Origin of the sequence: Paraburkholderia silvatlantica, from assembly GCF_003096715.1 — a bacterium.
In the GTDB taxonomy this organism is placed as follows: domain Bacteria; phylum Pseudomonadota; class Gammaproteobacteria; order Burkholderiales; family Burkholderiaceae; genus Paraburkholderia; species Paraburkholderia silvatlantica.
This window is the reverse complement of the sequence record NZ_QEOL01000013.1, coordinates 83,945-98,040: the sequence shown is the minus strand read 5'-3', so window position 1 is coordinate 98,040 and position 14,096 is coordinate 83,945. Positions and strand designations below refer to the sequence as shown.

Annotated in this window: 11 protein-coding genes and 3 pseudogenes; 6 read left to right on the top strand and 8 right to left on the bottom strand. The window is 62.7% G+C overall.

Going from position 1 to position 14,096, the window contains the following annotated elements:
* Positions 1-17: 17 nt before the first annotated feature.
* The 7 genes and pseudogenes from C7411_RS18500 to C7411_RS18470 all read right to left on the bottom strand — a co-directional run bounded on the left by C7411_RS18500 (position 18) and on the right by C7411_RS18470 (position 7,006).
* Entirely contained in the window at positions 18-1,394 is a 1,377-nt protein-coding gene (locus C7411_RS18500; protein WP_243413224.1) for an MFS transporter, read from the bottom strand.
* A 33-nt stretch (positions 1,395-1,427) separates the two neighbouring features.
* On the bottom strand, positions 1,428-1,658 hold the full coding sequence (locus C7411_RS18495; protein WP_110385700.1) for an acyl-CoA carboxylase biotin carboxyl carrier protein subunit: 231 nt from the start codon (positions 1,656-1,658) through the stop codon (positions 1,428-1,430).
* Positions 1,659-1,673: 15 nt separating this feature from the next.
* Positions 1,674-2,441 carry a LamB/YcsF family protein gene (locus tag C7411_RS18490; RefSeq protein ID WP_110385701.1) on the bottom strand — a complete coding sequence of 256 codons (768 nt, stop codon included), beginning with the start codon at positions 2,439-2,441 and terminating at the stop codon, positions 1,674-1,676.
* A gap of 1 nt (position 2,442) precedes the next feature.
* The gene (locus tag C7411_RS18485) at positions 2,443-3,393 is read right to left on the bottom strand and encodes a 5-oxoprolinase subunit C family protein (protein WP_110385702.1); all 951 of its coding nucleotides are present in this window, start codon (positions 3,391-3,393) and stop codon (positions 2,443-2,445) included.
* Positions 3,390-4,157, bottom strand: a complete 768-nt coding sequence (pxpB, locus tag C7411_RS18480) for a 5-oxoprolinase subunit PxpB (RefSeq protein ID WP_243413223.1) — start codon at positions 4,155-4,157, stop codon at positions 3,390-3,392. The genes C7411_RS18485 and pxpB overlap by 4 nt, the downstream gene beginning before the upstream one ends.
* Positions 4,154-5,545, bottom strand: a complete 1,392-nt coding sequence (locus C7411_RS18475; RefSeq protein WP_110385703.1) for an acetyl-CoA carboxylase biotin carboxylase subunit — start codon at positions 5,543-5,545, stop codon at positions 4,154-4,156. Before C7411_RS18475 ends, pxpB begins: the two co-directional genes overlap by 4 nt.
* A 260-nt stretch (positions 5,546-5,805) precedes the next feature.
* Positions 5,806-7,006, bottom strand: a pseudogene (locus C7411_RS18470) (ISL3 family transposase).
* 162 nt (positions 7,007-7,168) lie between these two features.
* Between C7411_RS18470 and C7411_RS18465 the strand changes: the two are divergent.
* Positions 7,169-7,501 (top strand): annotated as a pseudogene (locus C7411_RS18465) (transposase domain-containing protein); the annotation flags it as partial.
* A 315-nt stretch (positions 7,502-7,816) separates the two neighbouring features.
* Positions 7,817-9,152, top strand: a pseudogene (locus C7411_RS37850) (IS5 family transposase); the annotation flags it as partial.
* A gap of 176 nt (positions 9,153-9,328) precedes the next feature.
* On the opposite strand, the gene C7411_RS18455 reads toward C7411_RS37850, so the two are convergent.
* A complete protein-coding gene (locus tag C7411_RS18455) occupies positions 9,329-10,513 on the bottom strand; it encodes a porin (RefSeq protein ID WP_165822841.1) in 1,185 nt (394 codons plus the stop codon).
* Between C7411_RS18455 and C7411_RS37575 the strand changes: the two genes are divergently transcribed.
* From C7411_RS37575 to C7411_RS18440, 4 genes are all read left to right on the top strand, one after another.
* Positions 10,513-10,791: a hypothetical protein gene (locus C7411_RS37575; protein ID WP_165822840.1), complete on the top strand. Its 279-nt coding sequence runs from the start codon at positions 10,513-10,515 to the stop codon at positions 10,789-10,791. The two genes, C7411_RS18455 and C7411_RS37575, sit on opposite strands and share 1 nt — an antisense overlap.
* Complete coding sequence (locus C7411_RS18450) at positions 10,788-11,894, top strand: LysR family transcriptional regulator (protein WP_110385705.1); 1,107 nt, start codon at positions 10,788-10,790, stop codon at positions 11,892-11,894. The genes C7411_RS37575 and C7411_RS18450 overlap by 4 nt, the downstream gene beginning before the upstream one ends.
* Positions 11,895-11,994: 100 nt before the next feature.
* Positions 11,995-12,654 carry a DUF4286 family protein gene (locus C7411_RS18445; RefSeq protein WP_110385706.1) on the top strand — a complete coding sequence of 220 codons (660 nt, stop codon included), beginning with the start codon at positions 11,995-11,997 and terminating at the stop codon, positions 12,652-12,654.
* A gap of 81 nt (positions 12,655-12,735) precedes the next feature.
* Positions 12,736-14,046: an MFS transporter gene (locus C7411_RS18440; protein WP_110385792.1), complete on the top strand. Its 1,311-nt coding sequence runs from the start codon at positions 12,736-12,738 to the stop codon at positions 14,044-14,046.
* Positions 14,047-14,096 lie beyond the last annotated feature (50 nt).

Here is a 14,096-nt window from a genome sequence, read left to right as displayed (position 1 = left end):
TCTTGATGTCGAATGACTCACGCGAGCGTTTCGTCTGCGGTTTCGCGCAACTGGGTGAGCGTCAGCAGCCCCACCACAGCCGCGCCGACCAGCAGGAACGCCGGACTGAGCAGATTGCCCGTTGCGCCGATCGCAGCCGTCGCGATGTAGGGCGTCACGCCACCGCCCAGGATCGTGCCGAAATTGAAGCTGAACGCCATGCCCGTGTAGCGCACGCGGGTCGGAAACTGCTCGGCATAGGTCGGATAGCCAACCGATTGCACGATAGGCATCGGCAGCGCCACCACCAGCAGTGCGACGAACGCGAGCACGGGATTGTGGTGATTCATCAACAGCATCATCGGAATGACCAGCGCCGCATAGGCCACAAAGCCGATAGCCAGCACCTTGCGGCGGCCGATGCGGTCCGACAGGCCGCCCCACAACGGCATCAGCGTGGCCATCAGAATGCTCACCAGCGACATCGCCCAGTACACGCTCGTCTTGTCATACTCCAGATACGTGATCAGGTAGATGCTCATGAAAACAAATCCGACCCAGTAGCCGGCGTTCTGTCCAAACGAGATCAGGAAGACCTTCAGCATCGAGCCACGGTACTTTGAAAACACTTCCGAAAGCGGCGCCTTGGCGGGTTTTTCCGATTCCAGAGCGCGTCGGAAGGCCGCGGATTCTTCAATACTGCGCCGCATGTAAGCGGAGAGCAGCACGAGCGGTAACGCGCTCAGGAACGGAATCCGCCAGCCCCAATCATGCAACTGTGCGCTGCTGACCAGACCCGTAGTGAGGCCGCAGACGGCCGCCGCGAGCGCACCACCGATCGCAACGCCCACCGGCGTCGCCGCGCCGTAGAAACCACGCTTGCCGCGAGGCGCACACTCGGCGACATAAGCCGCCGAGCCCGTCACTTCCGCGCCGGAGAAAAACCCCTGTGCTAGCCGCACGAACAACAGCGCGAACGGCGCGACAACACCTGCAACGGATGCCACCGGCAGCAGGCCGACGGCAGCTGTCGCGATGCCCATGCCGATCACGGTGGTCAACAACACCGAACGGCGACCGACCTTGTCGCCCAGGCGCCCAAGCACGATCCCGCCAATCGGCCGCATCAGGAATGCGCTGCCGAAAATAGCCAGAATGGACAGCAGTGCAGCCGTCGGTTCATCGCTCGGAAAGAACAGTGGCCCGATGATCGCGGCCATATAGCCATACACACCGAACTCGTAGTATTCGATGGCAGTACCCGCCGCTGCCGCGAAGGCAGCTTTGCGCGCCAGTCTGGCGGAAGGCACTTCGGCAACGGAAGCGTGGGCGGTAAGAGGTGCCGGCGTAGCGTTAGACATGTCAGCGATCCAGAGAGTAAGAACTGCCATTTCGCGAGCCGCCAAGCCCGCCATGTAGTTAGGTTAACTTACTAACCAATAATTTTTTTAGGCAACGATGAAGGTCGCCACGGTCTGGCCTTCTTCCACCACATCGCCCTCGGCAGCGTGATAAACATCAATATGACCAGCCATCTGTGCTTCGAACGGAATTTCCATCTTCATCGATTCGAGCACGAACAACTCCGCACCGGCCGATACCACTTCGCCAGACTGCGCGATGATTTTCCAGAGGGTGCCCGTGGCGTCGGCAGTCAGGGGAGTCGAGTTTTGGGTCATGACGTAAATCCGTTCTTAAATTGACTGTTGCGGCGCACGGATGGTGACGCCGCCGTCACGCAGCGCTGCGCTGATCTGTGCTGCGAACTGTGCAGCGCCCGGCTGGTCGCCGTGAATGCATAGCGTGTCGGGCGCCACGTCAATCCATCCACCGTTCACGGACTTGACCTGGCGGCGTTCGACCATCGACATCACCTGTTCGACTGCGATGGCGACGTCGGTGATCATCGCTTGCGGATGACCGCGTGGCGTCAGCGAGCCGTCGTCCTGATAGGTACGATCGGCGAATACTTCCTCCGCACAGCGCAAATCCGCTTCCCGTGCAGCCTCGACAAGTTGCGAGCCCGACAGGCCATAAAAAATCAGCGAGCGGTCGACGTCGCGCACGGCCGCACATAGCGCTGCCGCCATGTCGCGGTTACGCGCCGCCATGTTGTACAGCGCGCCGTGTGCCTTGACATGAGCAAGACGGCCGCCGCGCGCTTCGGCGAAAGCCTTGACTGCGCCAATCTGATAGACCGTGATGTCGTAAATCTCGTCGGCGTCCAGATGCATCGCACGCCGTCCGAAACCGAGCAGATCGTTGAAGCCCGGATGCGCACCGATCGCCACGCCTGCCTTTAGCGCGACATCGACAGTGCGCGAGATCGTGCGTGGATCGCCCGCATGAAAGCCGCAAGCGATATTGGCAGACGTCACATGACGCAATACGTCGAGATCGGCGCCCATCTGATATACGCCAAAGCTCTCGCCCATGTCGCTGTTGAAGTCGATCGACGGCATCTCAACTGACCTCCATCGCGGCGAACGTATCTTCCTGCGACAGCAACAGGCGCTGCGCAGTATCGAGATCGATTACGCTGAAGCGGATGACCTCTCCGGGCATCTTCTGTGCGAGACGCGGCAGATCGACCGCGCAAACCTGCGCGATCTTCGGGTATCCGCCCGTGGTCTGACGGTCCGCCATCAGCACGATGGGGTTGCCGTCGGGTGGTACCTGAATCGTGCCGAAGGCGACGGCTTCGGAGTCCATTTGCCTTGGCTCGGTCAGCGCGAGTGTTGCGCCTTCGATCCGAAAGCCCATCCGGTCGGACTGTGGCGTGAGCTTGAACTCGGTTTCCTGAAAGGCGCGCCTCGCGTCCTCGCTGAAAAAGCGCCATTCTCGGCCTGCTGTCACGCGAATCAGGGCGTTTGCACCTTGCTGTACAGCTCCATCGAAAGAACGCAGCCGGCGTGGTGTGCGTTGTGCAGCGCCCGCTTCGACGCGCGGCTCGCCAATCGCGATGACGTCGCCCTTGGCAAGCGGTCTGCCAGAAAAGCCGCCGTAGCCGCCGCGTGCAAACAGGCTGACGCTATGCATGACGGGCGTCGCCACGAATCCGCCACGGACCGCGAGATAGGCTCGCACGCCCGCACGGCGCTTGCCGAACGCGAGTTCACTGCCCGCCTTTACACTGACCGGCTGCGACAGCAGACATGGCTCGCCATCGAGTTTCGCGTCGAGGTCCCCTCCTGTAATCGCAATGACGGCATCCGCCTGAAAACGCAACGTCGGTCCCATCAACGTGATTTCGAGCGTCGCGTAAGAACGCGGATTGCCGACCAGCGCGTTGGCAATCCGATGCGCACGTTCGTCCATGATGCCGTTCACGGGCACACCATACTGCTGGAAGCCGGTTCGCCCCAGATCCTGAAGCGTCGTCAGCGCGCCGGATTTGATCACTTCGATACTCATGGCGTGACTCCCACGTGTTCATTCAGCGCGTCGAATTCTGCTGCCGTGATGGACACGAAGCGGACCTGATCGCCGGCGCGCAACAGGCACGGTTCAGCGCGAGCGGGATCGAACATCTGCAAAGGCGTTCGGCCGATCAGGTTCCAGCCACCAGGCAGCGTGACGGGGTAGATCACGCTCTGGCAGTTCGCCAGCCCGATCGAGCCCGGCGGCACTGCTGTGCGTGGCGTCGCGCGGCGCGGGATTGCGAGCGCGCTGTCCAGCATGCCGATATAAGGATGACCGGGCGCAAAGCCGATCATCATCACGTCGGCCAGTGTGGCGCGGTGCAGACGGACCACCTCGGCTGCACTCAGCCCACATTTATCTGCCACCTCGTCGAGATCCGGGCCCTGTTCGCCGCCATAGCAAACGGGGATCTCGATCACGCGCGGCGCGCTTTCACTGCCCGTCGCTGCATCGGCGAGCAATGCCTTCAGGCGTTCTTCGACAATGCGATGCGGCAGCACGTCCGTTCGATCACGCTCCACGAGATGCGGCGCATAGTGCACGCCCAGCGTGGTCATCGCGGGTACGATGTCCCGCACATACGGCAGGTTTTCGCTGGCAACACGAGCTGCGAAAACGCGCGTGAGCCGGTTGGCCGCACTGCGATCGGCCACGTGAATCTCAACGATCACCAGCGATTCGCCCGAATGAGCCACCTGCCAGGTGGGCGCGACGTGTTGGGCTTCCGGACGTGTCATCAGGGTCGCTGCGCTCATACCGCAACTCCAGCCGAGACTGCGCTCGACGCCGCGAGCAGTTGCGCACTTTCCCGCTGGACGAATCCCGTATCGACATTGCCTGCCACGAAGCCAGGATGGGCAATCAGCGCCGACAGAAACGCGACGTTGTGCCGGATACCTTCGATCCGCGTTACCGCGAGCGCGTTGGCCATCGCGGTAAGCGCCGATTGCCGGTCCGTACTCGAAGCAATCAGCTTGGCGATCATCGGATCGTAGAACAGCAAAATCGCGTCGCCTGCGCGGATACCTGTGTCGATCCGCATGCAGTCCAGCCCGACCGGCAGCGTCAGCGCTTCGATCTTGCCCGGCGACGAAAGGAAGTTCTTTGCGGGATTCTCTGCGTACAGCCGGCATTCGATCGCCGCACCCCGCCGCTGGATGGCGTCCTGTTCGACGCGCTCCATGCTGCCAGCCGCGAGGAGAATCTGCGCCTGCACCAGATCCCAGCCAGTGACCGCCTGCGTCACGCCATGCTCGACCTGAATGCGCGTGTTCATCTCCAGAAAGAAGAACTCGTTGGTGTCGGCATCGACGACGAATTTCACCGTGCCCGCGCCGCTATAGCGCTGGCTGGCCGTCAATGCGACAGCCGCCGCCGACATACGTTCGAGCACAGCCGCTGGCAGATGCGGCACGGGACTTTCTTCGACGATCTTCTGAAAACGGCGCTGCACCGAACATTCGCGTTCAAACAGATGAACGGCCCTGCCGTCGCCATAACCGAACACCTGAATCTCGATGTGCCGCGCACGCGGCACGAAGCGTTCGAGATACACGCCGGGATCGCCGAATGCTTTCGCAGCGAGTTGCTGCGTCGTTGTTACAGTCGCGTGCAGCGTGTCCATCGTGTCCACGCGCTTCATGCCGATGCCGCCGCCACCGCCCGATGCCTTGACGAGCAAAGGAAACCCGACGCGCGCCGCTTCGCTTTCGAGCTGCCAGAGATCGTCAGGTGCGAAGCGCACGCTTCCGGGTAACACGGGGACGCCACATGCTTCGGCGATGTTCCGTGCACGGTTCTTGTCGCCCATGTTTTCGATCGATTCGACCGACGGTCCGATCCACTTCATGCCGCGCGCCTGTGCGGCACGGGCAAAGGCGGTGTTCTCGGACAGGAACCCATAGCCGGGATGCACGCCATCCGCGCCATGCTGTGCGCCCGCATCCAGCACGGCCTGCATGTCGAGATAGCTCTTGATTGCGGGCGAAGGACCAATCGCAACAGCGACGTCTGCCATGGCGCAATGTTTCGCCCCCGCATCGGCGTCCGAATAGACGGCGATGGCTTCAATTCCGAGGCCATGCGCCGCGTCGATGATGCGGCAGGCGATCTCGCCACGGTTGGCGACAAGAATTCGTTTCATAGTAGTCACGTTGTTCCGCCCCGCAAATCCGATACGCTTTGATCTGCGGAATATTGTGGGCATGGGGTGCTCGCAGAAATCCTGCTTTGATCTGCGTCAATGTCTCGTCTGTTAAAGCGAGTCTAATTCGCCATAAAAACAGTAAAAGCTATAAATTTTTGGACTTGGCACAAATAAAATCTATCGATCTGCCGAGCGAAAACGGAAGATCAGTGCGAGGACGAAATGCATACTGGAGGCCCTGTTGAGACTTGAGTGGGTTATGCCGCATGCGGGTTGATTGAAGTGAAGTCGAGCTTGCCGGCGATCAGGAACAGCACGGTAACCGCGCGCGTCGCTCAACGGCCTGAAACAGGCCGCTGAGAGCTCCCAGGAAGCCGTTTGTCTGACGCGTCTGGGTCCACGCGACGATGCCGTCGAAGTGCTTGCGGATCATGCGTGCAACCTCCTTCATGGGTTCGACCCTGGAGCGCATCACGTTGGTGCACCACTGCTTGAGCATCGCGGAGACGACGTTGATCTGCCTGCGATTGAGAATGTCGCGCAATTGCTCGCGATAGAGCCAGGCCCGGGCGGTGCGCCTGGTCGTGACATTGGCAACGAGCGCGTCCAGATCGGCACGCTGGGCCACGCTCAGCCGGTCACGGTCCTTGAGCAGTGCCCAGCGCAGGCCCTTGAGGTCCGGGTCGGTCTTCTGCTCGAGCCGCCGCGTCTTGTCCAGGGCGAACGACGCCCGGGCGACGACATGGAACTTGCCGAAGGTGATGCGGGCGTTAGGCAGGTGCTCGCTGACGCCCTTGATGAAGGCCGGCGACATGTCGATGCTGACCGAGGTGATCTGCCCGGGCGTGGCGCTGCGTGCTTGCAGATGGGCGGCGAACTGCTCGATGGTGGCGGCGTCCCGGCCCTCAGTAACGAACACAACCTTGCGTTGTTCGGCATCGGCCACGAGCGTCAGATAGTTGTACCCGCGCTTGCAGGCAGTCTCATCGATGGCAGCGCTCGCCACATCGGACAGATCGATCCCGGCCAAAGCCAGTTCGACGTAGCGCTTGCAGATCGCGTGCACGCGGTGCCACGACTCGCCGGTGGTGCGGGCCACCGCGGCAAAAGGCATCTTCTGGGCGAGCGTGAGCACCATCGCCTCGAGCAGCAGCGTGGAGCCGCTGAGCTTGCCGGCCCAACTGGGCTCGATGAGCGCGATGCGGCGATCGGGCAGCCTCACGCGCGGCGTGGGCACATCGAGATAGCAGTCATGCTGGAAGAAGTTCAGGTGCCGGTAGCGCTTGACGACAGTGCACGCACGGGATGCGCGCCAGCCACTTCCGGATACGGAAAGCGAGCACCAGCAGTGAAGTCGATCTGAATCGTCAGCCGTTTGGCGGCCGCGTCGAAATCAACGCCGCTCACAAACCACGGATCACTCACGCCCAATGCGGCTTCAAACAACTGGCTATGCATGACTTCCCTTCGTCTTGTTATGCAAAAAAACCGGAAGATACCACCCACTCGGAATTCAACAGAGGCACAAAAATAAACGTCCTGCAGCACCGCTAAGGACCGCTCAGCCGACGGTCGTTAGATGGGGGATTTTGAAGTGACCATACCTGGGGGGGATTTTGAATGATCGCTGGGGCTTACGATGTCGAACTCCTGAAGGTCTTGCTGGCCGAGGCCCGTAGTCTGCTTGCCGAACGCGATGTCGAGATTGAGCAGCTCAAGGCCCAGATCAACAAGCTCCGGCGTATGCAGTTCGGTCGCAAGTCCGAGCAGCTGCAACGGCCAATAGAGACGCTCGAGACTCAACTTGAGGATCTGGCGGCCGGGTGCGGCGTAGCGGATGTGCAGCGTGCGCAGGCCCGTGGTACAAATGCGTCCTCCCCGAACGCAACGACGGACGAAGCGGCTTCGAAGCAAGCGCTTCCCCCACATCTGCCTCGCGAGGATCATGTAGTCCTGTGGCACAACAATCTGGATGGGAGACGCGCGACAATCAGCTTGAGAATGTGGCGGCAGGAATGATGATGCCGATGTTGATTGACGCTGGCCAGCGTTTATTGATTGACGCGCGGTTTTGATTGACGCTGGCGAGCGGGTGTCGCGCGACAATCAAGATGAGGGCATCAGTCGTTGAGGATGACTATGTAGTCAGCCCTGCGTAAGGTATACGAGGCAAGCGCAGCAAGACGCTGGAGGCAGATCATGATTTAGCGAACTCCCAGAACCGATATTGATCTGAAGGGTTTTCTGGGAGTTTGTGAGGCCACGCTGATGAGCACGCCGGACTTTTTCCGTAGCCGTCTGGACACGATAATCGACCTTCTCCATCCGCTTGCCGTGTTGGCCACACGCATGCCGTGGGCATCGATCGAAGCGACGCTCACGCCGATGTTCGAACGCCGTGCTCGTGAAGGCCATGAGCTGGAAGGCAAGGATCTGTTCGGCACGACGGCGGTACTGGCTGGCAGCGGGCAGAGCGCGGCAGGCCGAGCTCGGTTGCCGATCCGCTTGATGGCGGGGCTGCTGTACCTGAAGCACGCGTACAACGAGGGCGACGAGTCGGTGTGCGAGCGCTGTGCTCAAGACGTGTACTTCCAGTTTTTCTGCGGCGAAGAGAATTTTCAGGCGCGCATGCCCTGCGATCCGACCAACCTTGTGCGCTTTCGGCAGGCATTGGGGGAAGCCGGCGTTGAGGAGTTGCTGGCGACGACGATTGCTGCTGCGACGCAAATGAAGGCGACCACACCGACCGAATTCGAGCGTGTGATCGTCGATAGCACGGTTCAGGAGAAGGCCATCGCCTATCCGACCGACAGCCGGTTGCTCGAGGTGGCAAGGACCAGGCTGGTGCGTTTGGCGCAGCGTGCGAGGCTGGCGCTGAAGCAAACGTATGAACGCGAAGGTAAGCGGCTACGCCGCCGCGCCGGCGGTTACGCGCACGCCAGGCAGTTCAAACAGCTTCGGCGCGTGCCCAAACGTCAGCGCACGGCGCTGGGACGAGTGCTGCGCGACATCGAACGCAAGATGTCCAATCTGTCGCACGACCGGCAAACGTCGTTGCGAGTTTGGCTAGAACGGGCGTGGCGCATCTGCCGTCAGTGCCCGAAGGACAAGAACAAGCTCTATGCATTGCACGCGCCCCGAGGTCGAATGCATCGGGAAGGGCAAAGCGCGACAACCGTATGGGTTTGGTGTCAAGGTTAGCCTGGCGATCGCTGAGCGGCACGGACTGATCGCCGGCACACGCGCGTTTGCGCGTAACCCATACGACGGCCACGTCCTGGCCGAACAATTGGAGCAGATCTCGATCCTGCTGCAAAAGGCGCAAGGCGCGCCGCGCGTGAAGACGGTGCTAACGGATCTGGGCTATCGCGGCGTGGATGCACCAGTTGCACCGGTGCAACTGGTGTAACTGGTGCATCGAGGCAAGAGCAAGACGCTTTTGAGCAAGCAACGGCTCTGGCTCAAACGCCGGCAGGCCATCGAACCGATCATCGGGCACGTGAAGCACGATCACGGCATGCGCCGCTGCTGGCTCAAGGGCCAAACGGGCGACGCCGCGCATGCCGTGCTATGCGCGGCCGGCTACAACCGGCGTTGGCTGCTGTGCGTTTGGGCTTGATGCCTTTTTATGTGCTTGCCGCTTTGCCCGTCGCCAGCAACGTCCTCGGCCAATCACATGCCCCTCGGATCCACTTCACCCTATGAGCCCAGCGCTGGCGTCAAATACCCCTTCGCTGATCGTGTTGAATATTGCATGGCCGATCAATTAGTTCGGTATGTTTAGAACTTGTGCGTGATGCCCGCGAGCACGGCGAGCTGATTCGGCGTGGACGATGCCGAAAGCCCGTTGATATTGGCCACGGCTGCTTGGCCGCTCGAATCCGTGCCCGACGCGTGCTGGTACAAGCCGATCAGATATACCTGGGTGCGCTTCGAAAGAATATAGGTCGCGCCCAGATCGCCCTGCTGATAATTCACGCGATTCACGCCGTAACCGTGCGTATAGTCGTACGCGGCGCCCAGCAATAGAGAAGGCGTGACGAGATAGCGCAAATTGAGTTCAGCGTTATGAAATTTCGCCGCGCCGCTATAGCGGTGCGTATTGAGACTCTCGAACGCGCCGAGATCGCGGAACTGCGTGTTCGTGTACACGGCGCCGAGCGTGGCCGCGCCAATGCGATAGTTGCCGCCCAACGCCACAATCTGTTCGCTACCCGCCGACGCGTAGCCCGAATACACATGGCTCGAGGCCATGTTGCTCGCGGTCGCGCTCGACGTGGAGTTATTGCCGAAGTATGAGAAGTTCGGATCTTCCACGTGCACATAGGCCGCGCCGAGCGTGAGCGGCCCATTGGTGTAGCCCGCGCCCATCGACCAGATTGCATTGCGGCTGAACTGCCCGGCCACGCCGCCAAAGCTGTAGAGGCCGCTCACGCGCAGGCCGTTCCAGGTCGGCGTGGTGTACTTGACCGAACTGTTCGAGCGATAGTCGTTATTGGTGTTGTCGAGGTCGCCCGGATGGCCGCCCAGGTAGGTTGCCCATTGTGCGCCCGCGATCAGCGGCGTGACGAAATCCACCACGGCGTCGTATTGCCGGCCGAGCGTGAGCGTGCCCACCTGCTTAGACGTGAGGCCCATATACGCCTGACGGCCGAACAGATCGCCGCCCTGCTGGAAGCCGCCCGTGCTCGACGAATAGCCGTTTTCGAGCAGGAACAGCGCGCCCAGCCCGTTGCCGAGATCTTCGTAGCCGCGCAAACCCCAGCGATTGCCGAGCACGTTGCTGCTGTTCATTTCCACCTGATGCTTGCCGCCCGCGTTGTTCGCGTAGACGAGCGCGGTGTCGATGGTGCCGTAGAGCGTCACGCTCGATTGCGCGTGCGCCGCGCCGCACAACATGGCGATGGCGGCGACAACCGTGGTGGCAGCAGCGCTGGCGTGGGCGCGAAAAGGCGGCTTCCTCATTGCTTTCCTCGTTATATTTGGCATTCCGATTCATCCGCGCCGCCGCGAAAGCGAGCGGCGAAGGCGGCGAGCAGGCGAATCGGCAAGTGCCGGGGGCTGGTCGATGCGAGAGTGTTGCGATTCCGGGGCAAGCCGGTCCAACAAGAAAAAAATTTCGCGCTGAAAAGATTTTGCTATCGATGGCGACGTCGCTTTCCGGTGCAGCGATCAATTTGACAAAAAAACCAACGCGTTATGATGCGGGCTCGCCGTGTCTTTCGCCCTTGCCCGTATCATGAACATTCGCTTTCTCGAAACCTTTATCTGGCTGGCGCGCCTGCAAAATTTTCGCCTCACCGCGGAAAAGCTCCATACGACGCAGGCCGCGGTGTCGAGCCGCATCGCCTCGCTCGAGGAAAGCTTCGATGTGCGCCTGTTCGACCGCAATTCGCGCTCGGCCACACTCACGCCCGCGGGGCGCAAGATGCTCGCGTACGCCGAGCGCATCGTCAATCTGGGCGAGGAAATGCGCCGCGAGGTGGAAGACGCGAGCGGCGACGGCGGGCTGATCCGCATCGGCGTGGTCGAGTCGATCGTGCATAGCTGGTTTCCCGCGCTCATGGCGCGCGCGCGCGAGCGTTTTCCGCACCTGGAAGTGGAGGTGACGAGCGACACCACGATCCATCTCGCGCAACTGCTGCGCGCCGACGCCGTGGACCTGATCCTGCAAACGCACGCGCTCAACGACCGCGAGTTCGCCGATCAACCGCTTTGCGAATTTCCCATGCGCTGGGTCGCGAGCCCGTCGCTGGGCTTGTCGGGGCAGGCCGTCGATCTCGAATGCCTCGCCGAGTTTCCCGTCATCAGCTTTCCGCGTCATTCGGGGCCGCATATCGCGCTGGAGCGCGAATTCGCGCGCGCGGTGGAGCGGCCGGTGCGCATCAACTGCATCAGTTCGGTGGCGGCGATGATCCGGCTCGTGGCGGACGGCTTCGGCGTGACCGTGCTGCCGCCCGCGATCATCCAGCGCGAGTTGCGCGAAGGCGCGCTCGAAGTGCTCGACGTGGAAAGCGGCTTCGTGCCGCTGCCGCTGGTGGCGAGCTACCGGCTGCAAAGTCATCCGATGGCCGCGCGCGTGGCCGAACTGGCCGCCGAGCAGGCGCGCGCGTTCGTGCTCGCTTTGGGGCCGGATCTGGACGGGGCCTCGGCGGACGCGCTCGCGGCCGGCATCGACACAACGCTTTCGCCCACGCGCGCCGGCAAATCCGCGAGCGAGGCCGTGAAGCAGCCGCCGCGCCAAACTGCACCCCACATCACTGAAACAGAAACCGGAACGCGTACCGAAATGCGCGCCGGAACGCCCGCCAAACCGCGCTCCCCGCGCGCCAACCGTAAGCGATAAGAAAACCCTTTCACTGCGTATTTTTTTTCTTGTTGGACCGAAACGCCCCGCTCTCGCCACACTGCGCTGACCGATTCAACGCCTTGCGCAGGAAGACCCGATGAGCACCACTCCGCACACCCAGCCCGGCCAGCTTTGCATCTGGACCGACACCGACCCGCAAGCCGAAGCCGACTTCAACACGTGGTACGACCGCGAGCACATGCAGGAACGCGTGGGCATTCGCGGCTTTCGCTTCGCGCGCCGCTTTCTCGCCAATGATGGCGCGGCACGCCGCTATCTCGCGCTCTACGTCACCGAATCGCTCGACGTGTTTCGCAGCGACGCCTACCACCAGGCGTTCACGCAACAAACCGACTGGTCGCTGCGCAACTTCGCGCGCATGAGCGACACGCAGCGTCGCGTGGGCGAACTCGCGTTCGAAGCGGGCGAAGGCGAAGGCGCGCACGTGGCGATTTTCGTCGCTTCGCCGGCCGCGCTCGCCGCCGCCCCGTGGCGCGATCTCGCCGATGAAGCCACGCACGCCGCCGGCATGCACGCCGTGCGCGTGTTCCGCACCGACGGCACGCTGTCCGCGCCCTTGTCCACCGGCGGCGCCGGCAACACCGCCGCGCGCACCGCGCAGGAAGACGCCATGGTGTTCGTCGAAGGCAGTTTGAACGACGCCGCGCGCGCCGCCGCGCAACACCTCGCGCAAGCCTGCGACGTCGCGCCGGATTCGGTGCGCAGCTTCGACATGCTCTGGCGCCTTTCGGCCTGACGCGCCCGGGCCGTCCAACGCCATTCACCCCACGCTAACGCCACACGCAACGCGGCCCGCCCCATGACCACGGAGAACCCGATGAACTCTCTCGCACAAGAAGCCCCGACGGCGCGCCACCTGCGCGCCGGACGCGGCCGCCTCGCGACCGCCAGCATGATCGGCACGTCGCTCGAATGGTATGACTTCACCGTCTACAACACGCTGGCGGCACTCGTCTTCAATCACCTGTTCTTTCCGTCCGTCGATCCGCTCGCGGGCACGCTGCTGGCGTTTTCGACCTACGCGGTCGGCTATGTCTCGCGGCCGCTCGGCGGCTTCATCTTCGGCAATCTCGGCGACCGCGTGGGCCGTCGCGCGGTGCTCATGCTCACGCTCGTGCTCATGGGCCTCACCACCGCGCTCATGGGCGTGCTGCCCACCTATGCCACCGCCGGCATTCTGAGCCCGATGCTGCTCGTGGCACTGCGCTTCGTGCAGGGCATCGCGCTCGGTGGTGAGTGGGCGGGCGCGGTGCTGCTCGCGGTCGAACACGGCGACCAGAAAAAGCGCGGCCTCAACGCCTCTTGGGCGCAGGTCGGGCCGTCGTTCGGCACGCTGCTGGGCACGGGCTTTATCGCACTGATCACGCTCGCGGTGTCGTCGGAAGACTTCCTCGCGTGGGGCTGGCGCGTGCCGTTCCTCGCGAGCCTGCTGCTGGTCGGCTTCGGCTTGTGGGTGCGCCGCAGCGTGGGCGAAACCCCCGCGTTCGAAAAGCTCAACGAAGCGCACGCCACAGCCAAGGTGCCGGTGCTCGAAGTGTTCCAGCAACACTGGCGGCGTCTGATCGTGGCGGGCGGTGCGCGTATCGGTTCGGACGTGCTCTACGCGCTGCTCGTGGTGTTCACGCTCACCTACGTGACCACGGTGCTCGATCTCTCGCGTTCGCTCGCGCTGACCGCCGTGCTCGCGGGCACCGCCTGCAACGCCGCGACGGTGCCGCTGTTCGGCGCGCTCTCCGACCGCTTCGGTCGTCGTCCCGTGTATCTCGGCGGGGTGCTCGCGGCGATCGTCTGGGCATTCGGCTTCTTCATGCTGATGAACACCTCGCAGCCCGCGCTGATCGTGATCGCCGTGATGATCGGCCTCGTGATTCATGCGGTGATGTACGGCCCGCAAGCCGCCTTCGTGACCGAACAGTTCCCGACGCGCGTGCGCTACGCCGGTTCCTCGCTGGCCTATACGCTCGCAGGCATCCTGGGCGGCGGCTTCGCACCGCTCATCATCGTCGCGCTGTTCCGCGCCTCGCATGGCACGACGGCCGTGTCGCTCTACGTAACGGGCGCGCTGATCGCCACCGGCATCGCGCTGCTGGCCGCCCGCGAAACCGCGAAGCGCCCGCTGCAAGACTGATTCCGCACTTTCGCCCGGCGTGCATGAGCTTTCGCGCGCGCCGGGCTCGC

Bases quoted from the DNA above. Each gene is read 5' to 3' on its own strand.
- C7411_RS18495 (WP_110385700.1), bottom strand. From the start codon at position 1,658: ATGACCCAAAACTCGACTCCCCTGACTGCCGACGCCACGGGCACCCTC.
- C7411_RS18500 (WP_243413224.1), bottom strand. From the start codon at position 1,394: ATGGCGGGCTTGGCGGCTCGCGAAATGGCAGTTCTTACTCTCTGGATC.
- C7411_RS18475 (WP_110385703.1), bottom strand. From the start codon at position 5,545: ATGAAACGAATTCTTGTCGCCAACCGTGGCGAGATCGCCTGCCGCATC.
- C7411_RS18490 (WP_110385701.1), bottom strand. From the start codon at position 2,441: ATGCCGTCGATCGACTTCAACAGCGACATGGGCGAGAGCTTTGGCGTA.
- C7411_RS18485 (WP_110385702.1), bottom strand. From the start codon at position 3,393: ATGAGTATCGAAGTGATCAAATCCGGCGCGCTGACGACGCTTCAGGAT.
- C7411_RS18455 (WP_165822841.1), bottom strand. From the start codon at position 10,513: ATGAGGAAGCCGCCTTTTCGCGCCCACGCCAGCGCTGCTGCCACCACG.
- C7411_RS18440 (WP_110385792.1), top strand. From the start codon at position 12,736: ATGAACTCTCTCGCACAAGAAGCCCCGACGGCGCGCCACCTGCGCGCC.
- C7411_RS18445 (WP_110385706.1), top strand. From the start codon at position 11,995: ATGAGCACCACTCCGCACACCCAGCCCGGCCAGCTTTGCATCTGGACC.
- C7411_RS18450 (WP_110385705.1), top strand. From the start codon at position 10,788: ATGAACATTCGCTTTCTCGAAACCTTTATCTGGCTGGCGCGCCTGCAA.
- pxpB (WP_243413223.1), bottom strand. From the start codon at position 4,157: ATGAGCGCAGCGACCCTGATGACACGTCCGGAAGCCCAACACGTCGCG.